The following is a 24,359-nucleotide window of genomic DNA, read 5'->3' on the forward strand; positions in this document are numbered from 1 at the left end:
ATGGCACCCCTTTTTGCTCGTGCCTATTCTTCGTCTCCTAGATCAAGCTCCTCGTCGTGCACGTGCTCGGCAAGTTCAGAATCCTCCAGCCGTTCATAGGCAGGCAGGATGATGGACTGGATTATCTGCTGACGCTGCGGGTACGGCAGGAAGGCTGACTCCACGGCGTCGACTGTGATTTGGAAAAGTTCTTCTAAGCCAAAGTCACAGTGTTCCACGAGGTTCATAAGTTCAGACGTCATCGTGGAATCCGTGATCAGACGCACAGCCGGGCTGACTGTCAGGCGGAAACCTAACTCGAAGAACAGGCCAACCGGGTGGTCTGAGTAGGATTTTGCTGCCTTCTCATGGATGGCAAGCGTCGGCGCTAATTCGAGGGTCATCCGGCGATCGCGCACCCAGGCCGAACTCTTACCCAGCTGGAGATCAAAATTCTCGGATGAGACTGAAAAATCTTCGGTCAAGGCGATTGCGTGGGACAGACGCTGCCCACCAGCACCTGCACCCTGGTGCACGGCCCCGATGCCCCACAATGGCCACGCCGCCACGGTGAACGGGATAAGGTTTCGGTGCAGCATGTCGCGTGCCTGTAGGCCCACCTGATTGTCGGTCGGGTGCAACATCGCACCGGCGACAACTCCCCGGTCGGATGCGATGAGCGCGTGGAGCGCATCGATTCCGCCGGGGGCGTCAGGGTCGATGCGTACGAGCAAGCGCGCCTGGATTCCGTAGACTTCGCGGGCGGACATGCCCCTCGCGGCGGCGTCGATAAGCTCCCTGACATCTAGGTCATGCTTTTCTGCCACGAGCTGCGGCCAGATGGTCAGCTCGGCGTAGACGACGTTGTCACGAGACAGGTCTTCGAGTGCTTCACGGATGAGCTGCGTGTATTTTTCCGGTTTATCCAGGGTGGCGTTGACGATGCCGCGTAGTTGTTCGGAGGGCTGCTTCATTGCCCAGGTGCGCAGCGAGTCTGCGTCAGTGCATTCCTCAGGCAGTGTGACGGAGGCGTCCTCTGCGAATTCGAGGAATGTGCTGGGGCGGATTCCGCCTTCTACGTGGTCGGTGAGCACGACTTTAGGCAGAGCGCTCAGAACCTCTACGGACACGTCTTTATATTCAGGGCTGATAATGGGCTGTTCGTACATATTCCCTACTGAGGTAGACGTTGTATAAAACTAACACTTAGAATACACATTCTTTTTACTAAGCGCGAAAAGAGAAAATCACGCCGCGCACTCAGACGCAGCGTGAAGAATATTTTCTGTTCGTAAACGTAGTCCTACTTACGCCGGAACAGGCCCGCAAGTGTAGCACCCACGACACCAAGCGTGGCACCAACCCCAATCGCGGTACCAGTCTTGACCGTCGGCTGATCCACTTCGGAACGGACGCGGATCACAGCCGGTGCAGGCGCTGGGACCTCAGCGGCTTCCATCGACTCCTCCGTCGTGGCAGCCCACGCGGAAACATACAGCACCACGCGCCAGACCAGGTACAAGATGACCATGAGACCAATGATTGGGCCAAAGACCGCACCGGCCGGGTTGTTCAGCGCGCTCGACGCGAACAACGAACCCAACTGCTTAATAATCTCGAACGCGATAGCGCCCAGCAGCGCAGCCTGCGCGCCTGACTTCTTGGGCACCTTGGTGCGCGGCAGGTACAGAATCATCCACAGCATGACCAGGAAGTTCGCCAAAATACCAACAGCCAGCGTGACCAGCGTGACAATCACACCAATACCCGGCACCTGGTCCAGGCCAACCATTTCCAGCAGGCGACGCGTCAGCGACGAGGTACCCACGGCCGTGATACCGAAAGCCACGCCGAAGGACACGATGAGGCCAACCAGGCCCAGCAGGTCCCACAGCTTCTTCGCCACAAAATTACCGTCGGTGGGATCTAGGCGCCACATCTTCGATACGCCGTAGCGCAGGTTATTCATCCATCCCAGCCCGGACCATAGGGTGGTCAAAGCACCCAAACCGGCGACTGCGCCACGCTGTTCGATGGCCATATCAATGACCTCGTTGACCACGTTTCCAATATCGCCACTGAGCGCATCCTGAATCGAATTCTGGATATCTTCCAGCAGCTCGGGGCGCGAAGCCAGAATGTAACCAAGCACAGCGAAGACCAGCATGAGGATCGGGAAGATCGACAGCACGGAAAAATACGTAATGCCTGCGGAGTACTGGTTACCACCGTGGGATGCGTAGCGTTCCTGCATCCGCATGATGTGGTCGAACCAGTCCCACTTGGCGCGCAGTTTGTCTACCATGCCGGGTTCGTCTTTGCGGGAGCGCTCAATCCCGTCGGAGTCAGTCTTGTACGTGGCTGGCCGGGTTTCAGTTGCCATTATCGGGATGCCTTCCTGATGAAAGTGGGCGTCGCTAGTTTCTTCATGCTTATCGACGCCCAACCACGCACACGCATGGTTGGGCGGAAAACGGGGTTCTTACTTGCGACGCAGCGGTACGACGAAGCCCATCTTTTCGTAGACGTCGGCAATCATGGGTTCAGCGATTTCGTTGGCACGCTCGGCGCCGCGCGCCAGGACGCGTTCCAGTTCTGCCTGGTCGTCCATGTATTCGTTGTAGCGTGCAATCAGCGGAGTGGTGAATGCCTCGAGGGCTTCAGCGGTATCCACCTTAAGCTGGCCGTAGCCTGCTCCTTCGTAGCCGGCTACGAGGTCGTCGATAGCCGTGCCCGTCAACGCGGACTGGATAGCCAGCAAGTTCGACACGCCCGGCTTGTTCTCGCGGTCGTACGCGATGACATTATCGGTATCCGTGACTGCCGAGCGGATACGCTTGGCAGATGTCTTCGGATCGTCCAGCAAGTTGATGATGCCCTTGGGGTTCTCCCCCGACTTACTCATCTTGGCCGTCGGATTCTGCAGATCCTGAATCTTTGCCGAACCCTTCGGGATGAAACCTTCCGGAACGTTAAAGGTCTCGCCGAAACGGTTATTGAAGCGTTCCGCAAGCGTACGGGTCAGTTCCAGGTGCTGGCGCTGGTCTTCGCCCACTGGGACGAGTTCCGGGTTGTACAGCAGAATGTCCGCTGCCATGAGCATCGGGTAAGCAAAAAGTCCTGCGCCCGTGCGCTCCGCGCCCTGACGCTGGGACTTGTCTTTAAACTGCGTCATCCGGGAGGCCTCACCGAAGCCGGTCAAGCAGGTAAGCACCCAAGCGAGTTCCGCATGCGCCGGCACGTGGGACTGGATAAAGAGAGTGGACTTCTCCGGGTCGATCCCGAGGGCCAGCAGCTGCGCACAGCCCGCGATAGTGCGCTTGCGCAGCGCTTCCGGCTCCTGGTCTACAGTGATCGCGTGGAGGTCCGGGATGAAGTAGAAAGCATCGTAGTTATCTTGCAGCTCAATCCACTGCTTCAAGGCTCCCAAGTAATTTCCAAGGTGGTAGGAATCCGCTGTGGGTTGGATGCCAGAGAGTACGCGCTGCAAAGCTTTCTGTTCAGTCATGTTTACCTAGTGTACTGGCCAGACCCTCAAGACTGTGTGTGGGCTGAAAAAATCCCGGTACCGCACTGCAGTGCGGTACCGGGAAACGCGCGAAGGGCGCTCTTTACAGCTTGCGTGACGTCGGAGATTTCTTATCCAGTGCAATACCGATTCCAACGGTAACCAGTGCGCCACCACCGGCAATAACGAGGGCAGCCAGAATTGCCTGAATGCTAAATCCTACGGCTGCGTACCACCAGATGCCCAGGGCAATCAGGACGATCCCAAGAATAAAAGACACAATCATGCGCATAGTAAAACCTTTCGCAGCACACGCGATTAATACGTTTTAAAATTCTTCGAGACATTCTAGCCTCTGCCCCACCCAAGGGGGTAGCCGAAAGAATCAAGCCTATTTTTCATGGGTGAAACCTCGTGGCGGACGCACACGTGGGGCACGAATATTGCGTGCTAGGTGTTCAGCGCGGCGTCGATAAGCAGCCTCCGAAACTGCCCGCCTAGCTTGCTTCGCCCGGTCCGGGCGCGGTGTGACCACCTGTGGCGGGGTGGAATCGTCTGCCGGCCCCTCGACTGAGGTCGGGATGAAATCCTCGGTCGTGGCCGCCAGTTCCTGTGATGCCTCCTGGGCAGATTCGCTGACCTGCCACGTCTGCTCCTGGTGATGGCGACGCTGCTCCCGACGGTTCAACAGCGCATACTTCGCCTTGTGCAAACCCATAGCGCGGGCAACCGGACGCAAGCCACGACGCACATAATAGTACGAACGGCGCACGCGCGGATCCACGGGCTGGTCGTCGCCGAGATATTCGAACACCGGCAGATTCTTGTTGTAGTAGATCGCCAGCAGGCGCGTAGCCAGACCGATCACCAGTGCCACGATGACCACAACATCTTCGCGCACATCCAACGCAAGCAAACCCACGTACACCGTTGCAATAAGGACCGAAATCGTGCCGTACAACTCGCGCGAGAACACGAATGGCACGCGGTCACTCATCAAGTCACGCAACACACCACCGGCCACACCCGTGATCACGGCCGCGATACAGCAGATGATGAACCCGTGCCCCTCGGACAACGCAACGCGGGTCCCCAAAACTGAGAACACCGCCAAACCCACAGCGTCCAAGACCAGGAACACCACGCGGAAGTACTTCATCAGGAAGGACAACTGCACTGTAATAAGTGCCGCGACGATGACCACCAGGATGAACCAAGGCCTATTCACCCACGTCAGCGGATGGTGATCCAACACCACGTCACGGACAGTCCCACCACCGAGGGCGGTGAGCAAAGCAAGAACGATGACACCAAAGAAGTCCATCTTCTGCTTACCCGCCGACAGGGCAGCCGTCATCGCCTCAACGGTGATACCGATGCAAAAGAGAACTAGCAGCATTATGCGTACGTAACGTTCAACGGTGCGTGGTCAGACCACCGCATCTCGACGGACTCAGCGCGGTCAACCCACGTCTTCGTAGCACGTTCCAGCATGGACTTGGTGGCCGCCTGATAGTCGATGCGCCACCCCGCATTGTTGTTGAAAGCCTGGCCGCGGTACGTCCACCAGGTGTAGGGGCCATCCTCATCCGGGTGGAAATGGCGTGCGACGTCAAACCACACCGGATCAATCGCCGGTTCGCGCACTGGGCCGCCCGCATAATCCACGGCACCCTTCCACGTACCCACACCATCAACGGTGCCCACCTGGGATTCCTCGTCCGGGTATGTGCCAAACACGCTATCCAGGAAGCGGCGCTCATCTGGCAGGAAGCCCGAGACCTTATTCAGGTTCCCCTTCCAGTTCTTCAAGTCTTCACGGCGATGGCAGATATTCCAGTCACCACCGATAACCATGTCCGGGAACTCGGCGGCGCGTTGGTTCAGAACCTCGCTGAATTCGTCCAGGAAGCGGAACTTATCGTCCTGCTTATCTGTGTTTTCCGAACCCGAAGGCAGGTACAACGACGCTACGCGCACCGGGCCGAAGTCAGCGGCATACGTACCCTCGATCCAACGGCCGGCATCCTCAAAATCACCAGAACCGAATCCGATCTGCACGTTCTCCAAAGGTTTCTGGGAAAGAATGCCCACGCCCGCACGACCCTTGGCCGCCGCTGGGGCACCCACGTAGTGCCAGCCGTTGTCTAACGCAGGCTGGAGCGCCTTGCGGGTTTGGTCGTCGGTAGCGCGCACTTCCTGCATCAAGACGACGTCAGGGCGATTGCGCTCCAACCAATCGAGCATGCCAAGGTTTTCGTCGCTGCGCTTTTTCGTAGCGGCACGAACACCGTTGACGTTCACGGAAGTAATAGTCAGAGGCGAATTCATGGGTACTACTTTATAGGTTGAAGCACGCCTCAGCCCGTAGGGGTTGGGCGTGCTTCAGGTTACTCACGACCGCGCGCGGGAAAGAACGGGCGAAGGGACGTCGATAAGCATGTTGCAGGACACCCGTACCGTTAATTGGGCACCGACCGGCAGCGAGTTCGAGAAAGATGACGCAGGTCATAGGCATGAATGGGGGTGATGGGCGCCCCTGAATCTGCGTATAACGGTACGCTTGTGGGTGACTTTGAGCCGTGGCGCGCATGTGCCCGCGAGAGGCTAAAGCATCACTAACCCGCGTGAACCTTACATATATAAGGAGTTACATTGGCAAAGATTATTTGGACCCGCACCGACGAAGCTCCGCTTCTGGCTACTTACTCCTTCAAGCCAATCGTGGAAGCCTTCGCCTCAACCGCAGGCATCGACGTAGAAACCCGCGACATCTCACTCGCCGGACGTATCCTGGCCCAGTTCCCAGAGCGCCTGACCGAAGAGCAACGCATGGACGACGCCCTCGCTGAACTCGGCGAGCTGGCTAAGACTCCAGAAGCAAACATCATTAAGCTTCCCAACATTTCCGCATCCCTGCCCCAGCTCAAGGCAGCGATTAAAGAACTGCAGGACGCCGGCTACGACCTCCCCGAATACGAGGACGCCCAGGAGAAGTACGACGCCGTCAAGGGCTCCGCTGTCAACCCGGTCCTGCGCGAGGGCAACTCAGACCGTCGCGCCCCGATTGCCGTGAAGAATTTCGTGCGTAAGCACCCACACTCCATGGGCGCCTGGTCTGCAGACTCCAAGACCAACGTGGCAACCATGGATGCGGACGACTTCCGCCACAACGAGCAGTCCGTCATCATGCCGAAGGCAGACCGCGTAGCAATCGTGCACGTCACCGACTCCGGCGAGAAGACCCTGAAGGAACTGGACCTCCTCGAAGACGAAGTATTCGACGCCACCGCGCTACGCGCCGCAGCCCTCGACGAGTTCCTGGCAGCGCAGGTCAAGCGCGCTAAGGAAGAAGGCATCCTCTTCTCCGCACACCTGAAGGCGACCATGATGAAGGTCTCCGACCCGATCATCTTCGGCCACGTGGTGCGCGCATACTTCAAGGACGTCTTTGACAAGTACGGCGAGCAGCTCGAAGCCGCTGGCCTCAACGGCGAAAACGGTCTGGCCGCTATCTACACCGGCCTCGAGGACCTGGACAACGGCGCAGAGATTAAGGCCGCGTTCGAGCAGGCGCTTATCGACGGCCCAGACCTGGCCATGGTGAACTCTGCAAAGGGCATCACCAACCTGCACGTCCCATCGGACGTCATTATCGACGCTTCCATGCCAGCCATGATCCGTACCTCCGGCCAGATGTGGAACAAGAATGACGAAACCCAGGACACCCTGGCCGTCATCCCGGATTCCTCCTACGCAGGCGTGTACCAGACCGTCATCGAGGACTGCAAGAAGAACGGCGCCTTCGATCCGACCACGATGGGCACTGTCCCGAACGTCGGCCTGATGGCCCAGAAGGCTGAGGAGTACGGCTCCCACGACAAGACCTTCAAGATTGAGGCCGACGGCAAGGTCGAGGTCCGCAACTCCGCAGGCGAGGTCCTAACCTCCCACGACGTCTCCGCAGGCGACATCTGGCGCGCTTGCCAGACCAAGGATGCCCCAATCCAGGACTGGGTCAAGCTTGCTGTTACCCGTTCCCGCCTGTCCGGCATGCCTGCCGTCTTCTGGTTGGACCCAGAGCGCGCACACGACCGCAACCTGACCGACCTGGTTAAGAAGTACCTGCAGGACCACGACACCGAGGGCCTGGATATCCGCATCCTTTCCCCAGTCGAAGCAACCCAGCTTTCCGTGGACCGCATCCGCGAAGGCCAGGACACCATCTCCGTCACCGGTAACGTCCTGCGCGACTACAACACCGACCTCTTCCCCATCCTGGAACTGGGCACCTCTGCAAAGATGCTGTCCATCGTCCCACTGATGGCTGGTGGCGGCCTCTTCGAGACCGGTGCTGGCGGTTCCGCACCGAAGCACGTCCAGCAGGTTCAGGAAGAAAACCACCTGCGCTGGGATTCCCTAGGTGAGTTCCTGGCCTTGGCTGAATCCTTCCGCCACGAGAAGAACACCAACGGCAACGAGGTCGCTGGCGTCCTCGCCGACGCGCTCGACGCCGCAACCGAGAAGCTTCTCGACGAAGGCAAGTCCCCTTCACGCAAGGCTGGCGAGATCGACAACCGCGGTTCCCACTTCTTCCTGGCAACCTACTGGGCAGAAGCACTGGCGAACCAGACCGACGACCCAGAGCTGGCATCCAAGTTCGCCGATGTGGCGAAGGCGCTTGCAGATAACGCTGAGGAAATCAACCAGGCGCTGCTCGACGTCCAGGGTTCCCCAGCCGATCTTGGTGGCTACTACTGGCCTAACGATGAGAAGACCACTCAGGTCATGCGCCCGGTGGCTAAGTTCAACGAGATTATCGGCACCCTAGCTAAGTAATCTTTGCCCCGTGTAACTTCCGCGGAAAACCACGGCCCGCCCGAAGCTCTACGCTTCGGGCGGGCCTTTCCTAACTTGGGGCTACCCGCGTTTCCTAAACACGAGCTTCCACAGGCTCGACATCAAAAATCCTAGGCACGCACCAACCAACATGGGACCGTAGATAATCGTCCCAAGCCCCACTCCAATATTCCAGATAACCAGCCCCCAAATTCCGGTTATCAGAAGCGCACAATATAACAGGCAGAAATTTAATCCAGGTGACAAGAAGGATCCTACGAGAACCGCTATAGCCGCTGCCAGAATGCCTAGAAGTATCATGTTTACACCATAGACAGCGCGCCACCTGCGCACAAGACCTCAGCAGGAGCTTCAAGTACACTGAGACGCCATGCGGACCTCTGGAATTCTTCTCACACTTGGCATTGCAGCTATGGCGATGACACCTGCGCACGCGTCTGTATCCGTGGATCAGGATGCGGGCGTGTGCGTCGTCGATACGCAGGAGACTGTGGACTTTTGGGATGAGTTGACGCGCGATGCTGTCGAGAAGCGTCTTGCCGAGCTCGGGGACCTGGGTGCCACGATTGCGGCCTACGACGCCGGCGCCGAGGACAACCCCGGTGAGCTGCAGCTTCGCCTCGCCGAGACCGGTGCAACCGAAGGCTTAGGGATGCTCACTCCGCAGCGTAACGCCGCTGCCGACGCCGAACTCACCCCCGACGCCAAGGCAAACACCAGCCGGTACACCGCAGACGAGGCCCGCAGTGCAGCCGCGCGTATCGACGACGATCCCGCCGCCCTAGCCCGCCAAGCTTTAGCCGGGCAAGCGGAATCTGGTGTGCGGCTCTACGAGATTCAGCAGGACATTTTCGAAGACCGCGCTGCGGAGTACAACGAACTCCAGCTGGCCACGCGTGAGGCTCTCAAAGAGTGTGCCGATGAACTTGACGGGCCGTCGTGGGGGCTGATTATCGTGGGTGGGATTGCCGTGTTGGGTCTACTTATCCTGGGGATTACGGCTGTGCTCAATTCCCGGAAACCCACGCGCCATGGCCGTAGCTCCTAGCCCGCCCGCCATTTAAATTCATGCGTTCGCGCTGGCAGCAACCTTGGGACTAGACAGACCATTGCAGTAGACAGCTTGGTCCACTTAAAGTGCCTTACATAGTTCATTCAACGAAGGAGGCACCATGCCAAAGTACGACAATTCCAATGCTGACCAGTGGGGTTTTTCCACCCGTGCGATCCACGCGGGACAGGAAGTAGACCAGGACACCGGGGCTCGCAACCAGCCGATTTACAACACAACTTCATACGTCTTTAACGATGCCCAGCATGCGGCGGACCGCTTCGCGCTCGCCGATGCGGGCCCTATTTATTCCCGCCTGACCAACCCGACCGTCGACGCCCTTGAGAAGCGCATCGCTTCCCTGGAAGGTGGCGTCGGAGCCGTAGCGTTTGCTTCCGGCCAGGCTGCAGAGACCGCGGCGATTCTCACCTTGGCCGCAGCAGGTGACCACATCGTTACCTCGCCACGCCTCTACGGCGGCACCGAAACCCTCTTCCAGGTCACCCTGGACCGCTTGGGCATCGAGTTCACTTTCGTCGAAGATCCCGACGACCCCGAATCCTGGCAAGCTGCAGTAAAGCCAAACACTAAGGCCTTCTACGCCGAGTCCTTCGCCAACCCACAGGCAGACGTCTTGGACATTCCAGTGATTGCGGAGGTGGCACATCGTAACTCCGTGCCACTGATCGTGGACAACACCATCGCAACCGCAGCGCTAGTACGCCCGCTCGAGCTGGGCGCAGACATCGTTGTGGCATCGCTGACCAAGTTCTACACCGGCAACGGTTCCGGCGTGGGCGGCATCCTCGTCGACGGTGGCAAGTTCAACTGGAAGGTCGAACGCGGCGGCAAGCCCGTCTTCCCGTACTTCGTCAACCCAGACCCCGCATACCACGGCTTGGTCTACGCTGACCTCGGCGAGGCAGCCTACGCGCTGAAGGCTCGCGCTGGCGTTATCCGTGACACGGGCGCTACGCTGTCCCCCTTCAACGCTTGGGTCACACTCCAAGGTTTGGATACGTTGGCGTTGCGCGTCGAGAAGCATAATGAAAACGCACAAAAGGTCGCTGAGTTCCTGGCCGAGCAGCCGCAGGTTACCCGCGTGAATTTCGCCGGCCTGCCAGATTCCCCGTGGTACCCCATCAAGGAAAAGCTCGGCCTGAAGTACACCGGCTCCGTCCTCTCCTTCGACCTGGAGGGCGGCAAGGATGCGGCATGGACCTTCATCGACGCCCTGAAGCTGCACTCTAACGTTGCAAACATCGGCGACGTCCGTTCGCTGGTGGTCCACCCCGCAACGACCACGCACTCCCAGTCCGACGAACACGGCCTAGCACGCGCCGGCATCACAGAATCGACGGTCCGCCTGTCCGTGGGCATCGAAAACATCGAGGACATTCTCGATGACCTCAAGGCCGGTTTCGCAGCGCTCTAATCAGGGCACACCTGGGCACGCCCGGGCACATCTAGAAAGCACCCATGTATCCTCCCCTTGCTCCCGCAGGTCAGCTGGCCGAAGTTCCCATCGGGGACGTCCGCACAGAGGCCGGCGCCATCATCCCCAACGTGACCGTCGCATACCAGCGTTGGGGGCGTTACCGCGTCAACGAAGACGGCACGAACAACGTGCTCCTCGTCGAACACGCACTGACCGGCGACTCCAACGCCGCCGACTGGTGGGGCGACCTCATCGGCGCAGGCAAGGCCCTGGATACCGACCACTGGTGCGTCATCTGCACCAACGTGCTCGGCGGGTGCAAGGGCACAACCGGGCCGTCGTCGGTGGCACCGGATGGGCAGCCGTGGGGATCCCGGTTCCCCGCGATTTCCGTCCGCGACCAAGTGTCCACCGAAAAGCAGTTCCTCGACGCCTTGGGCATCACACGCGTGGCGGCTGTTATCGGCGGCTCCATGGGCGGGGCTCGCACCCTGGAATGGGCGTACATGTACCCGGGTGTCGTCGGCGCGGCGTGCGTGATTGCGGTCTCGGCTCGGGCGTCCGCTTGGCAGATCGGCATCCAGGGCGCCCAAATCCGCGCGATCACCGGCGACCACAACTGGGCTGGCGGAGACTACTACGGTGGGCCCGCCCCCGTCACTGGCTTATCGACGGCCCGACGCATCGCCCACCTCACCTACCGAGGTGAACAAGAAATTGATGAACGCTTCGGCACCGCACCCCAGCGCGGCGAAAACCCGCTAGGCCCCTACCGCGACCCGGCACAACGCTTCGCAGTGGAGAGCTACCTGGACTACCAGGCGGCCAAACTTGTAGAACGCTTCGACGCCGGATCCTACGTGGTCCTCACCGAAGCATTGAACCGCCACGACATAGGCCGCGACCGCGGCGGGCTCAACCGGGCGCTGGCCGACATTTCGGTGCCAGTGCAGGTAGCTGGCGTGGATACCGACATCCTGTACCCCTACCACCAGCAGGAACACCTTTCCCGCAACCTAGGCAACCTGATCGGTATGGCTAAGATCGTCTCCCCCATCGGACACGACGCCTTCTTAGCAGAAACTCGGCAGATGGACCGCATCGTGCGCGCCTTTGTGCAGTTCTTGGATCCGGAGGCCGTCGACAGTAAAGGCGTGATTGAATACTATATCTAGGCATGCGCCGCCTAGTTACCCTACTCACACTTCTCTCCTGTGGTGCGCTCGGCCTCTTCCTGGGCAGGGCGCCTGAATCAATGACGCTGCACGATCCAACGGCGGACCTGAAGAAATTGCTTACGACGTCATCCATGCCACCGGTTACCACCCTGAGGATGATCCCCGCCGTTATTTTGAATTCTCTCCCAACGACGAATGCACGCACGACGGTGAGGCCATTCAGGGCAGCCGCCTTATTGGGGATACCTGGCACGTGGACGTCCGCTAGGAATGTGTTAAGGGCGCAGTGCGCGAAACCACCATGCAGGTGAAAGAAAAAGACGGCAGCTGGCTCATCTAGGTGCCTGCGCCGCAGCCAGCGCCAGAAGGGAAACCGGACATTTGACAGCCGGTTCGGCCCAAAGTTACCTGAATAAAATTAAAACGGCTGCCAAATGTTCAATTTACGCCTTAGCTTCCCAGCGCATCCACCGATACGCCCAGGAATGTAAGGGCCGCCCCCACTAACGTGCAGAAAGCAACATCGAATCTGCGCGACCGGACAGAGAAAAGCCCCACGTAGCGGTCGTCGCACACTCCCCGAGCGGCCGCCAGCCAGAGCATGGCCACGCCCAGCATGGTGGTAGCGCGGCGCCAGTGCTCGGTTACAGCCCACACGCCGGACGCGGCAACCATCACAACGAACAGCACTACCAGCAGCTTTTGCGCCCACTCGGGCAGGAGTGAAGGGCGCTGGTCTACCGAATGCGGGTTGGCCAGCGCCTCTTCGTGTGTTGCTTTATAGGGACTGTTCGGCACGGGCGACGATGTTCTCCAGCAGGAAGGTGCGGGTCATGGGGCCCACACCGCCCGGGTTCGGGGAAATGTAGCCGGCCTTTTCCCAGCAGTCGGGGTGGACGTCGCCGGTGGTTTTGCCGTCAACGCGGGAAACGCCAACGTCGAGGATTGCCACGCCTTCCTTGATCATGTCTGGGGTGAGCATGTGTGGCACGCCAGATGCTGCCACGATAATGTCCGCCTGGCGGGTTTCAGCGGCCAGGTCCTTGGTGCCGGTGTGGCACAGGGTGACAGTGGCGTTTTCTGAGCGGCGGGTCAGCATCAGGCCGATGGGGCGGCCCACGGTAATACCGCGCCCGATCACCACAACCTTTGCGCCGTTGATTTCCACGCCGAAGCGACGCAGCAGCGCAATCGAACCGTTCGGGGTGCACGGCAGCGGGGCTGGCTCGTTCAGGACCAGTTTGCCCAGGTTGACGGGGTGCAGGCCGTCGGCGTCCTTGGCAGGGTCGATGCGTTCGAGGACGGCGTTTTCGTCGAGATGCTTGGGCAGTGGCAGCTGCACGATGTAGCCGGTGCAGGCGGGGTCGGCGTTGAGTTCGTCGATAACCGCGTTGAGTTCCTCCTGGGTGGTGTTCTCAGGGAGGTCCTTGCGGATGGATTTGATGCCTACTTGCTCGCAGTCCTTGTGCTTCATGCGCACGTAGTTTTGGCTACCGGGGTCGTCGCCCACCAGCACGGTGGCAAGGCCGGGGGTGATGCCGTGTTCTTTTAGCTTTGCGACGCGGGCCGTGAGGTCGTCGATAAGCTCAGCGCGGAAAAGTTTGCCGTCTAGTTTAGTCGCAGTCACTCCCCCATTATGGACCACGGGGGACTAATGTGGGGGCAATGACTGGTGCCCCTTTTCACATTGTTTTCGATAATCCCGTCATTGCCGGTAACACTGGTAACGCGATCCGGCTGGCGGCGAACACTGGCGCACACCTGCACCTCGTGGAACCGCTGGGCTTCAATTTCGACGATAAGCACCTCAAACGCGCCGGCCTGGACTACCATGACCTCGCCGACGTGACCATCCACAAAGACATCGACGCCCTATTCGAGTCCCTGCCCGGCGCGCGCGTCTTCGCGTTCACCACGCAGGCCAGCACCGGTTTCCACACCGTGGCCTACCAACCTGGCGACGTCCTGCTCTTCGGCACCGAACCCACCGGCTTGCCTGCGGAGCACGTGGCGCATCCGCGGATTACGGACCAGGTGCGCATCCCGATGCTGCCCGCCCGCCGTTCCATGAACCTGTCCAACTGTGCGGCGATCGCCACCTTCGAGGCGTGGCGCCAACTGGGCTACCCGGACGCCGTATGACCACTCTGCTCTGGTTCCGGGACGACCTGCGTGTCACCGATCACGCCGCACTGACCGCCGCGCTTCACGACGGCCCCACCGTAGCCGTCTGGATCCGGGAATCCGTAGGGCCCCGCCCGCTGGGGGCTGCGGTGCGGTGGTGGTATCACCGCAGCTTGGAAGAGCTTCGCCATTCTCTGGCTGACCTTGGGGTGCCACTGGTTTTCGCCGCCGGCGACGCGCGTTCCGTGGTGCCGGAACTGGCGGCCCGGCTAGGTGCTACAACGGTTCGCTGGTCGCGGCGCTACGCGCCCGCTGCCCGCGCGATTGACGCGGAGGTTAAACAGACCCTGCGTGAAGCTGGCGTTTCCGCACATTCGCATGCCGGTTCGTTGCTTGTGGAGCCTTTCGAGGTAGCGCCCGCGGGCAAAGAGTTTTACCAGGTCTTCACGCCGTTTTACCGGGCCGCGAGCGAGCGTGGTTTCTCCGACCCGCTGCCGGCACCGGGGCCGCTTCCGGAGGATGCACGTGCCACGGCCGAATCCCCGCTTACCCTCGAGGAGCTGGGCTTGCTAGCGCCTGGCCCGGCGTGGTGGGAGGAGACCGTCGAGAAGCATTGGCAACCTGGTGAGACTGCCGGGCTGGCGCACGTCACCGACACAGCCTGGGTGCCGGGGTACGCGACTGACCGGGACCTGCCCGGCGCCCCCGACGGGACCAGCAAACTATCGCCTTACTTGCGTTCGGGGAATCTGTCGCCGGCGTACGTGGCCGTGGCCGTGAGCGCGCATTCCGGTGAAGACGCCGATTCCTGGATCCGCCAACTCTACTGGCGTGAATTCTGCTGGCACATCTACTACCACCACCCCGCACTGGCTACGCGCCCGCTGCGCACGCAGTTCGAACTCTTCCCCTACCAGCCGGATCCTGATGTGGTGCGGGCCTGGCAGCGCGCGGAAACGGGTATCGATTTCGTCGACGCCGGCATGGCACAACTCTGGCACACCGGCTGGATGCATGGCCGGGTGCGCATGTCCGCCGCTTCCCTGCTGACCAAGAACCTGTTGCAGCCGTGGCAGGACGGTGAGCAGTGGTTTTGGAACACGCTTGTCGACGCCGACGAAGCCACCAACCCGTTCTCGTGGCAATGGGTCGCAGGGTGTGGGGCCGACGCCGCCCCGTATTTCCGCATCTTCAACCCAGAGTTGCAGCAAAAGAAGTTCGACCCAACTTCCGCGTACACGTCGCATTGGTTGAAGGTGCGCGGCGGGTTGCCCTCAGCCCCGATTGTGGACCTGAAGGAATCCCGCCGCGAAGCCCTGGCAGCCTACGAAGTGGTCAAGTCGGGACCGCTGTAATTCGCTCCCGTGTAATCCGGCAGGGTGCGCTGGCGTAGGATCCGCATAATTTTTTCGGCGTCGGCGGGGTCGAGGTCGCGGCCCTTCATCCTCACCGGGCCGGGTACCAGGTCGAGGCGGACTGTGGCCACGTTCGCTAGGCGCGCGATTGGGCCCCGGACGTAGGAAAGCTCCTGGATGTGCGAGGGGTCGATGGCCGCTATGCGGCGGTGCGCCCACCCGAAGCGGGTGACCGTCAAACCCTCGTGCAACGTGATGGACTGCTTTCTGCGATCTAGTGGCGAAAGCCAGCGGGCACGCTTGGGGGATTCGAACGTTATCCCCTCATCCTGCGGGGCTCCGACGAGGAGTTCCATGATGGCCTTGCCGTTCTCAATAGAACCTACGGGCAGGATGTCGGTGGAACCTTGGTTGGCGGAACTTACCCCGTAGCCTGCGATATTGACGCGAACCTGCCACCACCCGGCAAGGCGCCACAAGGTGGGCTGGTGTAATTCCACCGAGTGGACGCGGTCCAGGGGCACGGCTTGATGGCGCTTGTTGGCTAATCCGTACGCCAGGTTAAGGACCTCGGAGTCGGAGTCGAAGGTGGCGGTGTAGTGCCAGGACCTATCAATGATCCGCCACACCGACGGGCCTACCGCGACGAAGAACGCAACCACAGATGCCACGTTGAGGTCCGCGGCCATGACAATCCCGAAGCCAAGAATCAGGATGATCATGCCGGGTGAAAGAACCGAAGCCATAAATGAGCGCTTGACGGGGACAGTGGGGACGACGACGTCGCCGGTGGCCATGCGGTCCACGCCGTCGTCGAGAAGCCGACCGTCCGGGGTGCGCAGCGCCGCAGTAGCGTCGGTGCTCGCGCTGACCTCGGTGGCAGGAACTTCGGCCGGAGTGCCGTGCACGCGGGCCAGGAGTACCGCGCGCAATTCCTCGGCTTCCTTCTGGGGCAGGAATGCGATTTCTAGGACGGAATCGCCGCCGCCGGCGGTTTCGACGCGCACCCCTGCCAGGCCGAAAAGCCGCGGTAGGAAAGGTTCGGTGACATCGATGGCTTGGATGCGTTCGTAGCGGGCGGTGCGGTGGCTACGGCTGATGACGCCGCGACGCAGCTCCACTTGTTCTTCGCCCACGCGGAAGCGGGTGTAGCGCCACCAGATTCCGCTGGCCAGCCAGATCGCGACGCACACGGCAACCAAAGCCACTACCCCGATCACCAAGGGCAGCCAGTTACCGCCGGTGAGGAATGCCCACATCGACGCAATTGCCCCGCCGGTCAGGTTCAAGGCGACGATTGCCAGGATCGTCACGATGGTCATCCAGAAGCGCAGCAGCGGCGTAGCACGGTGGACGTGCCGCCAGGTCTCCTGCTCTTCTTCCGGGCTTTCAAGCGGTGCGCTCACAGGCCACTCATCCTCTCACGTGCCTTGACGGAGAGGCGGTCGCGCAGGGCGTCGGCGACGTCGTTAGGCAAACCCTCAACCGAAGAATCGGATGACGCGGACGCCGTATTCAGTTTCACGGTCTTGAGCCCAAACATCCCGTCGATGGGCCCGGCAGTGACATCCACGTACTGGATACGCCCGTACGGGACCACCGTAAACGTGTGCCATACCTTGCCTTTTGTGATGAGGAATTCGTCGTCGGTTTCCTTCCACCCAATCAGCGGTACCTGGGATGGGACCAGGTACAGCTGCCACAGGGTGAACAGGCCAACAATCGCGGTACCGATGTGCCACCACTGCGACCACTGGAACCCTGCCCACGCGAAGAATCCGGTCACAATAAGAAGGAATGGAATCCTGGCAAGGTAGCGGGACCAGATAAGTTTTCTGCTGACGGGATTTAATTCCATGCGCCCTAGGTTAACGGAAGTCACGGGAGCCTCGCGAGAGCCACTGACCGACGGGTAATTCCTCCAGTTTGTCCGCAACCACCGAGGCCACACCGTTGGCGTTCTGCACAATTCCGCGCACCACCAGGACCTTCGCAGTGCGCGCCACGATGCGCTGGCGTTTCCATAACCCGGGCGAGACCATGATGTTCATCAGGCCGGTCTCATCCTCCATGCCCAAAAACGTCACCCCGGAAGCCGTGTTGGGCCGCTGCCGGTGCGTCACGATTCCCGCCACCCTGATCCGCGTGGAATCGGCACAATCCATGAGCCGGTTCGCGGGCACAATCCCGTGCTGGTCCAGGGCGTTGCGGAACATTTCCATGGGCTGCGTGGCGGGTGTTACCCCGGTCGAGAGGATGTCAGCGGCGAGCATCTCAAACGCGCTCATCCCGGGCAGTGCCGGTGCCTGCGGTTGCGAAAGGCCAGGCAGCATTCCCTCATGCTCGGTGGCTGCGACACCTGCCTCCCACAATGCTTGACGACGGCTCACCCCAAACCCATCAAACGCCCCCGCGCGAGCCAGCGCCTCCGTCTGCGGGACGGTCAGGTCTGCACGGCGCGCCACATCGGCGATACTGGTAAACCGGCCGGCGCGGCGTGCTTCCTCGATGCGCGTGGCAGCAGCGGCGCCGAGCCCTGCTACGAGCCCGAGCCCGAGCCGGATGGTGGCGTCGTGAAGCACAGCTGATTCCACGCCGGATTCCTGCACGTCAACGGGGTGTACCTGCACGCCGTGGCGGCGGGCATCCTGGATGAGCGACTGCGGGGAATAGAAGCCCATCGGCTGGGCGCGCAGTAAGCCCACGCAGAAGTGCGCCGGGTAATGCAGCTTGAACCAGGCGGAGAAAAACACCAGTGACGCAAAAGATTGCGAGTGGGATTCCGGGAAACCGTAGGCGGCGAATGCCACAATTTTGTTCCACAGGGTCTGGGCAACGTCGCCGGTAATACCACTGGTCTGCGCGCAGCCGTCGAAGAAGCGGGTGCGCATGGCCTCCATTTTCTCCGGCGAACGTTTGGACCCCATGGCGCGGCGCAGGTTGTCGGCTTCCGCGCCGCTGAATCCGGCGGCGTCGACGGCAATGTGCATGAGCTGTTCCTGGAACAATGGGACGCCGAGCGTGCGGCCCAGCGACTTCTCCAAGACCGGGTGGTCGAAGGTCACCGGCTCCTCCCCGTTGCGTCTGCGCAGGTAGGGGTGCACGGACCCGCCTTGGATGGGCCCCGGGCGGATGAGCGCGACCTCAACGACGAGGTCGTAAAACTCGCGGGGCTTCAACCTGGGCAAGGTGGCCAACTGCGCGCGCGATTCCACCTGAAACACGCCCACCGCGTCGCCGCGGGAGAGCATCTCGTAGACGCCGGCTTCTGAAAGGTCCAGGTCCCACAGCTCCACGACGCGCCCGGTGGTCTCCGCAACCAGGTCAATCATGTGGTGCAGGGCTTCCAACATGCCCAAACCTAGGAGATCGAACTTCACTAAGCCGGCGGCTGCGCAATCATCCTTGTCCCACTGCACCACGGACCGGTTTTCCTTGCGCGCCCATTCGGTGGGGACGACGTCGGCAATCGGCCTATCACAGATCACCATACCCCCGGAGTGGATCCCCAGGTGGCGGGGTTGTCCCTTGAGCTTCCCGGCCAGCTTGACGACGTCGTCGGGCACCTCCGCGGTACCTTTCGCCCACGCATCGGCGCTGCCCTGCGGGTACCCCAAGGCCCGTGCGGCGTCCCGGGTAGCACCGCGCGTGCGGTACGTGATCACGTTGGCTACCTGAGCTGCGTTATCCCGTCCGTAGGTGCGGTACACATACTGAATCACCTCTTCGCGGCGCGTAGCTTCAATATCGACGTCGATGTCTGGTGGGCCATCGCGATCTGCGGAGAGGAAACGCTCGAAGAGAAGACCTGAACTAATGGGCTCGGCGTTCGTGATTCCAAGAGAGAAGCAGACGGCAGAGTTCGCCGCCGACCCCCTGCCCTGGCACAGAATATTTTCCCGCCCGCAGAAGTCCACGATGTCCCACACGATGAGGAAGTAACCCGGAAAGCCTAAGTCTTCGATGACCTGAAGTTCGTATGCGATCTGTTTCCGCGCGGCCTCACGGATGCTTAAAGGTCGGGTGGCGTACCTTTTCTTCGCGCCTTCCCAGGTCAGGTGGGCTAGCCAGGTGGCCTCGGTGTGGCCGTCTGGTGTGCGGTGCGCGGGCAGATTGGGGGCCACCAGGTTGAGGGTGAAGGCACACTCGTGTGCCAAGGTGACGGTCGCCGGCAGCAGGTCGGTTCGGTCCGGGACGAGCTGGGACATCTGGGCGCCAGAGCGCAACCACGAGGCACCCATGGGGTGGGCGTAGGGGGCGGACTCCCCCACCGTTTCCCGGAGCGCCAGCGCATGCTTCGCTGCAGCCAGGCGCGCGTCACTGCGCGTGGCGGCGGTGGGCCGGGCGCTTAAGATTGCTGGCAGATCAGGGTATTCGGACGCGATCCGGTCGAGGGCGTGGTTGTTGTCGTAGTCTTCGGGCACCATGAGCGCCTGGTATTCCAGGACGCAGTGGTTACCGAAAGCGCTGTGCAGCCGGGAAAAATGGGTAGCCCACGTGTGATCTACCAGCACGTAGCAGTGCCCGGCTAGGTCCTCGGCAATCAGTTCGAGGGGCAAGTATTCCGGTTTATTCTTCGACCCGCGCATGTGGGCGCCAGTCATGACGTGGGAGAGTCGCTTGTATCCTTCCGGCCCTTTGCAGATGACACCGAGGTGGCCGTCGGGAAGGCTTAACTGCGCGCCGAATACGGTGGGCATTCCGCGCTCGGCGGCGCGTTCAGCGAATTTTGCCACCCCGTAGAATCCGTCATAATCTAATAAACCAATGGCAGATAAACCCAGTTCGCAGGCCCTATCGACGAGTTCTTCCGGGTCACTAGCCCCGCCTAAGAAGCTGTAGGAACTAGTTGTATGCAACTCTGCGAAGGCGGGCCCGGAATCGCACACCGGACGCACCTCCCGCAGGGTGTCTTCTGCCCCGTCGCCTACCGGGATAGGCGTCGGAGTGTCCGCCCCGGAGAGGATGCGTTCGATGCGTGACCATGTCATCCGCGAGCCGCCGTTAAACCTCATGCAATGCATAGTACACACGTTCGAACCTTGCCGCCAAGGTGCCATCTTAGCCACCCAAGAGAGCGGCGTGAATAAAATTAAAACACCCGCTCAGCTGCCCTTATAGACCAAGCTGTTTGTTGCAGATGGGAGGAATTAGACCAAGCGGTCTAAGCGGTGCTACTGTTTCCACCAACATTTAAAGACCACACAGAAATGGATCCCGCAATGAAACTCCGCAAGATTATCGCCACCGGCGCAGCAGCAGTTGTAGCAGCAACTGGCCTGGTCGCCTGCTCCTCTTCCAACGAGGCTGAGGGCGACGTCATCCGCATCGGCACCACCGACTCCGCGAAGAAGGCATGGACCGCTTTCGAAGAGGTCGCAGAGCGCGAGGGCTACAACATTGAGCTCGTCGATTACGCCGACTACAACACCCCGAACGACGCACTGGATCAGGGCAACATTGACGTTAACCAGTTCCAGCACCTGAAGTTCTTGGCGAACTACAACGTGGGCAAGGGCACTGACCTCACCCCGATCGTTGCTACCGAGATCATTCCGCTGGCTATCTTCTGGAAGGGCCACGACTCCCTCGATGGCATCGAAGGCCAGTCCGTTGCTATTCCTAACGACTCCACCAACCAGGGCCGCGCAATTAACGTGCTCGTCCAGGCTGGCCTGGTCACCCTGAAGCAGGAGGACCTCCTGGAGCCCACCCCAGCTGACATCGACGAAGCCAAGTCCAAGGTCACCGTCACCCCAGTTGATGCAGCACAGACCACCGTCGCGTACGGCGAAGGCAAGCCAGCTGTGATCAACAACTCCTTCCTGGACCGCGCGGGCATCGATCCGCTGAGCTCCGTCTTCGCTGACGACCCAGCTAACCCTGCCGCTGAGCCATACATCAACGCCTTCGTTGTCCGCGCTGACCGCGCCAACGATCAGAAGCTCATCGAGCTGGGCAAACTGTGGCACACCAAGGAAGTTCAGGACGCTACCGCTGAGGATTCCGCAGGTACCTCGGTATCCGTTCAGCGCACCCCTGAGCAGCTGAAGGAAATCACCACTCGCCTGCAGGACCAGATTAAGGCAGCACAGTAATATAAGCTGCACGTAGAGGCGGTGTCCGATCGTGTCGGGACACCGCTTTTTTCCATGAAAAAAGTTTGAGGATAGGCAGATGAACGCAGCTGCACCAACTTCGCCGGGTACCCGCATTGAATTTGTGGAGACCAGCAAAGTTTTTGAAAACAAGAAGGGCGAGCGCACCGTCGCCGTCGACAAGGTCACCCTTACCGTCGAACCCGGCGAAATCTTGGGTGTCATCGGTTACTCCGGCGCGGGCAAGTCCACGCTGGTGCGCCTGATCAATGGTCTGGATACCGTCACCAGTGGGCAGTTGCTTCTCGACGGCACCGACATTGTGGGCATGCCGGAGAAAAAACTCCGCGGCATCCGCAAAAACATTGGCATGATTTTCCAGCAGTTCAACTTGTTCCGGTCGCGCACGGCGGCGGGCAACATTGCATACCCACTGCAGCTGCAGGGTATGGATAAGGCAGAACGTGCCGCCCGCGTGCAGGAACTACTGGCGTTCGTCGGCCTGTCCGATCGTGGCGACCATTACCCCGAGCAGTTGTCCGGCGGCCAGAAGCAGCGCGTGGGTATTGCGCGTGCGCTCGCGACGAACCCTTCCCTACTTCTCGCCGATGAGGCGACCTCCGCCCTCGACCCGGAGACCACGCACGACGTGCTGGAACTCCTTCGGAAGGTGAACAAGGAGCTGGGTATTACCATCGTCGTGATTACCCACGAGATGGACGTAGTTCGCACCATTGCCGACAAGGTAGCCGTCATGGAAGCCGGCAAGGTTGTGGAATACGGCAGCGTCTACGACGTGTTCTCCGACCCGAAGACACCGGTGGCCCAGCGGTTCGTGGCGACGTCGCTACGCAATACCCCCGACCACGTTGAAGCTGAAGACCTCCTGGCTCACGACGGGCGCCTCTTCACCATCGACCTGACGGAAGATTCCGGATTCTTCGGCGCCGCTGCCGAGGCCCGCGAAGCCGGCGTGTCGATTGCTATCGTGCACGGCGGTGTGACCACCTTGCAGCAGCACAGCTTCGGCAAGATGACCGTGCGTCTGACTGGCCCGGAGGACGCTATCGAGACTTTCTACGCTTCACTGCAGCGCACCACCACCATTGAGGAGATCACCCGATGAACGTGACATACCTTGCTGCCGACTGGAATCGCCTGGGCGATACCTTCGTCAAAGCTATTAGCGACACCCTCTTCATGGTCGCCATCACCCTGGTGCTGGCCGGCATCCTGGGTCTGGTTGTGGGCATGCTGCTCTACACCACCCGCCCGGGCGGCATCCTGAAGAATACACCCGTGTACACGGTGTTGAACCTGCTGGTGAACTTCGTCCGCCCGATCCCGTTCATCATCCTCATCGCCGCACTGCAGCCGATTACGTTGCAGGTGATGGGCACCTCCGTGGGCCGGGATGCCGGTATCTTCGTCATGGTCGTGGCCGCCACGTTCACCGTGGCCCGCATCGTGGAGCAAAACCTGGTCAGTATTGACCCCGGTGTGATTGAGGCTGCCCGCTCCATGGGCGCCTCCCCGATGAAGATCATCACCTCTGTCATCATCCCCGAGGCCCTCGGCCCGCTGGTGCTTGGTTACACGTTCATCTTCATTGCCATCGTCGACATGTCCGCGATGGTCGGCTACGTCGGCGGCGGCGGTCTGGGTGACTTCGCCATCGTCTACGGCTACCGCGCCTTCGACACCGAGGCAATGTACGTTGCCGTCATCGCGATTGTCATCCTGGTCCAGCTGGCCCAGTTCCTGGGCAACTGGGTGGCCAAGAAGATTATGCGCCAGTAGTCTCCACTACTTCGTCCACCTGCCAGGCTTTGCCCACCTTGGGTTCATCGCCACAGGAGGACACCACGCCCGGCACCTCCACTTGGTGCTGGTGCACCTGCCACGTACGTCCTGCGTACGTGGCTTTTTCACCCTCAGCACAGATTTCGCCCAAAGGTGCGTGACCAGAGGTGCTAATAAGCTGCTTCGCGACGGCCAACTCGCTGACCTGCCCCTGCGGGTCAAAACACCCGCGGCCCCGGTTGCCGGTGTAGAACAGTTCACCGCGGGACGCTGCCTCCACCGCGGCGGCTGCTGGCTGCGGGCCGAGCCGCCCGAAAGAATAACCCCACGGCATGAGCAACATCGACGGGGCAAAACGGTGGCCCTTCGTGTGGGAGGATTCCCACACCCATTCCGCCGGCAGCATCGCATCGAGCGCCGCAGCCAAAGGCCGGCCCTTCACCGCGCAGCAGGCATCGCGCTTGGAGTGCGTGCACACCAAAAGTACGGGGTGGTGTACCTGCAGCGCCCCATTCTTGCCGGGCCCGGAGAGGTCTACGTCAAGGATTGCTTCGGGCCCATCAACTTTGAGCACCTCCGTAATACCTTCGCGGACGAAGAAGAGGTAGAGGTGGAATCTGCGCTGATCGCTGGGCTGGCCCCCGTGGCCGGCACGCCCGGCGCGGCGAATCAGTTGCAGGGCTGCCCCGCGGGTGGCGAGGTGTTCTTTGATCGGCCCGGTGAGTTCGCCGAGGGTATTGCCGTCGAGTACGTCGTGGCTCCACGAGTAGGGGTATTCGAGGGCAAGGCACACGTCCATACGCTTCGCTGTACCCGGGAGTGGTTCGACTGCAGCATCTGAGCACCGTGACTGGAACATGCCCCTACCCTAGCCTTAGGGGCGCCCGAGTGATAACAATCTAGACTCTTTTTCTTGCGTGGAGGGGTTTGGGGTGGGTTTCACGGGATCAGAAAAGTACAGTGGG

The 24,359-nt window shown here is 60.8% G+C and carries 21 protein-coding genes; 9 read left to right on the top strand and 12 right to left on the bottom strand.

The window, feature by feature from the left end; translation table 11 throughout:
* Positions 1-23: 23 nt before the first annotated feature.
* From ATK06_RS00915 to ATK06_RS00940, 6 genes are all read right to left on the bottom strand, one after another.
* Positions 24-1,148, bottom strand: coding sequence for an amidohydrolase family protein (locus ATK06_RS00915; RefSeq protein ID WP_048381482.1), 1,125 nt, complete (start codon positions 1,146-1,148; stop codon positions 24-26).
* Positions 1,149-1,282: 134 nt separating this feature from the next.
* Entirely contained in the window at positions 1,283-2,362 is a 1,080-nt protein-coding gene (locus tag ATK06_RS00920; protein ID WP_048381484.1) for a YhjD/YihY/BrkB family envelope integrity protein, read from the bottom strand.
* A 99-nt stretch (positions 2,363-2,461) separates the two neighbouring features.
* Positions 2,462-3,487: a tryptophan--tRNA ligase gene (trpS, locus tag ATK06_RS00925; protein ID WP_048381486.1), complete on the bottom strand. Its 1,026-nt coding sequence runs from the start codon at positions 3,485-3,487 to the stop codon at positions 2,462-2,464.
* Positions 3,488-3,590: 103 nt separating this feature from the next.
* Positions 3,591-3,773 (bottom strand): hypothetical protein, encoded by a 183-nt coding sequence (locus ATK06_RS00930; RefSeq protein ID WP_309543685.1) that lies wholly within the window; start codon positions 3,771-3,773, stop codon positions 3,591-3,593.
* A gap of 105 nt (positions 3,774-3,878) precedes the next feature.
* Positions 3,879-4,886, bottom strand: a complete 1,008-nt coding sequence (locus ATK06_RS00935; RefSeq protein ID WP_231913472.1) for a trimeric intracellular cation channel family protein — start codon at positions 4,884-4,886, stop codon at positions 3,879-3,881.
* Positions 4,886-5,818, bottom strand: coding sequence for an exodeoxyribonuclease III (locus ATK06_RS00940; protein WP_048381488.1), 933 nt, complete (start codon positions 5,816-5,818; stop codon positions 4,886-4,888). Before ATK06_RS00940 ends, ATK06_RS00935 begins: the two co-directional genes overlap by 1 nt.
* 324 nt (positions 5,819-6,142) lie before the next feature.
* On the opposite strand from ATK06_RS00940, the gene ATK06_RS00945 reads away from it, so the two are divergent.
* The 4 genes from ATK06_RS00945 to metX all read left to right on the top strand — a co-directional run bounded on the left by ATK06_RS00945 (position 6,143) and on the right by metX (position 12,011).
* Entirely contained in the window at positions 6,143-8,326 is a 2,184-nt protein-coding gene (locus ATK06_RS00945) for an NADP-dependent isocitrate dehydrogenase (RefSeq protein ID WP_098388685.1), read from the top strand.
* A gap of 391 nt (positions 8,327-8,717) precedes the next feature.
* Positions 8,718-9,395, top strand: coding sequence for a hypothetical protein (locus ATK06_RS00955; RefSeq protein ID WP_048381490.1), 678 nt, complete (start codon positions 8,718-8,720; stop codon positions 9,393-9,395).
* 124 nt (positions 9,396-9,519) lie between these two features.
* A complete protein-coding gene (locus ATK06_RS00960) occupies positions 9,520-10,833 on the top strand; it encodes an O-acetylhomoserine/O-acetylserine sulfhydrylase (protein WP_098388686.1) in 1,314 nt (437 codons plus the stop codon).
* 44 nt (positions 10,834-10,877) lie between these two features.
* Complete coding sequence (metX, locus tag ATK06_RS00965; protein ID WP_098388687.1) at positions 10,878-12,011, top strand: homoserine O-acetyltransferase MetX; 1,134 nt, start codon at positions 10,878-10,880, stop codon at positions 12,009-12,011.
* A 453-nt stretch (positions 12,012-12,464) separates the two neighbouring features.
* On the opposite strand, the gene ATK06_RS11370 is transcribed toward metX, so the two are convergent.
* Together ATK06_RS11370 and ATK06_RS00975 are read right to left on the bottom strand one after the other, a co-directional pair.
* Complete coding sequence (locus tag ATK06_RS11370; RefSeq protein ID WP_048381493.1) at positions 12,465-12,812, bottom strand: DUF3017 domain-containing protein; 348 nt, start codon at positions 12,810-12,812, stop codon at positions 12,465-12,467.
* Positions 12,793-13,641 carry a bifunctional methylenetetrahydrofolate dehydrogenase/methenyltetrahydrofolate cyclohydrolase gene (locus ATK06_RS00975; RefSeq protein ID WP_048381495.1) on the bottom strand — a complete coding sequence of 283 codons (849 nt, stop codon included), beginning with the start codon at positions 13,639-13,641 and terminating at the stop codon, positions 12,793-12,795. The genes ATK06_RS11370 and ATK06_RS00975 overlap by 20 nt, the downstream gene beginning before the upstream one ends.
* A 38-nt stretch (positions 13,642-13,679) precedes the next feature.
* On the opposite strand from ATK06_RS00975, the gene ATK06_RS00980 reads away from it, so the two are divergent.
* Entirely contained in the window at positions 13,680-14,156 is a 477-nt protein-coding gene (locus ATK06_RS00980; RefSeq protein ID WP_048381498.1) for a tRNA (cytidine(34)-2'-O)-methyltransferase, read from the top strand.
* Positions 14,153-15,493 carry a cryptochrome/photolyase family protein gene (locus ATK06_RS00985; RefSeq protein ID WP_048381500.1) on the top strand — a complete coding sequence of 447 codons (1,341 nt, stop codon included), beginning with the start codon at positions 14,153-14,155 and terminating at the stop codon, positions 15,491-15,493. The genes ATK06_RS00980 and ATK06_RS00985 overlap by 4 nt, the downstream gene beginning before the upstream one ends.
* Here the strand turns inward: ATK06_RS00985 and ATK06_RS00990 are convergent.
* From ATK06_RS00990 to ATK06_RS01000, 3 genes are read right to left on the bottom strand one after another with little or no spacing between them, the layout of a single operon-like run.
* The gene (locus ATK06_RS00990) at positions 15,463-16,899 is read right to left on the bottom strand and encodes a PH domain-containing protein (protein ID WP_231913471.1); all 1,437 of its coding nucleotides are present in this window, start codon (positions 16,897-16,899) and stop codon (positions 15,463-15,465) included. The two genes, ATK06_RS00985 and ATK06_RS00990, sit on opposite strands and share 31 nt — an antisense overlap.
* On the bottom strand, positions 16,896-17,351 hold the full coding sequence (locus tag ATK06_RS00995) for a PH domain-containing protein (RefSeq protein WP_048381948.1): 456 nt from the start codon (positions 17,349-17,351) through the stop codon (positions 16,896-16,898). Before ATK06_RS00995 ends, ATK06_RS00990 begins: the two co-directional genes overlap by 4 nt.
* Before the next feature lie 10 nt (positions 17,352-17,361).
* Positions 17,362-20,508 (bottom strand): error-prone DNA polymerase, encoded by a 3,147-nt coding sequence (locus ATK06_RS01000; RefSeq protein WP_083986185.1) that lies wholly within the window; start codon positions 20,506-20,508, stop codon positions 17,362-17,364.
* A 207-nt stretch (positions 20,509-20,715) separates the two neighbouring features.
* Here ATK06_RS01000 and ATK06_RS01005 point away from each other — a divergent pair, with 207 nt between their 5' ends.
* From ATK06_RS01005 to ATK06_RS01015, 3 genes are all read left to right on the top strand, one after another.
* Complete coding sequence (locus ATK06_RS01005) at positions 20,716-21,591, top strand: MetQ/NlpA family ABC transporter substrate-binding protein (protein ID WP_048381504.1); 876 nt, start codon at positions 20,716-20,718, stop codon at positions 21,589-21,591.
* Positions 21,592-21,670: 79 nt separating this feature from the next.
* The gene (locus tag ATK06_RS01010) at positions 21,671-22,717 is read left to right on the top strand and encodes a methionine ABC transporter ATP-binding protein (protein ID WP_048381506.1); all 1,047 of its coding nucleotides are present in this window, start codon (positions 21,671-21,673) and stop codon (positions 22,715-22,717) included.
* A complete protein-coding gene (locus tag ATK06_RS01015; protein ID WP_098388688.1) occupies positions 22,714-23,391 on the top strand; it encodes a methionine ABC transporter permease in 678 nt (225 codons plus the stop codon). Before ATK06_RS01010 ends, ATK06_RS01015 begins: the two co-directional genes overlap by 4 nt.
* Here the strand turns inward: ATK06_RS01015 and ATK06_RS01020 are convergent.
* Positions 23,378-24,253, bottom strand: a complete 876-nt coding sequence (locus ATK06_RS01020) for a sucrase ferredoxin (protein WP_048381510.1) — start codon at positions 24,251-24,253, stop codon at positions 23,378-23,380. The genes ATK06_RS01015 and ATK06_RS01020 overlap by 14 nt on opposite strands.
* Positions 24,254-24,359 lie beyond the last annotated feature (106 nt).

This window comes from Corynebacterium renale (assembly GCF_002563965.1).
Taxonomy (GTDB): Bacteria; Actinomycetota; Actinomycetes; order Mycobacteriales; family Mycobacteriaceae; genus Corynebacterium; species Corynebacterium renale.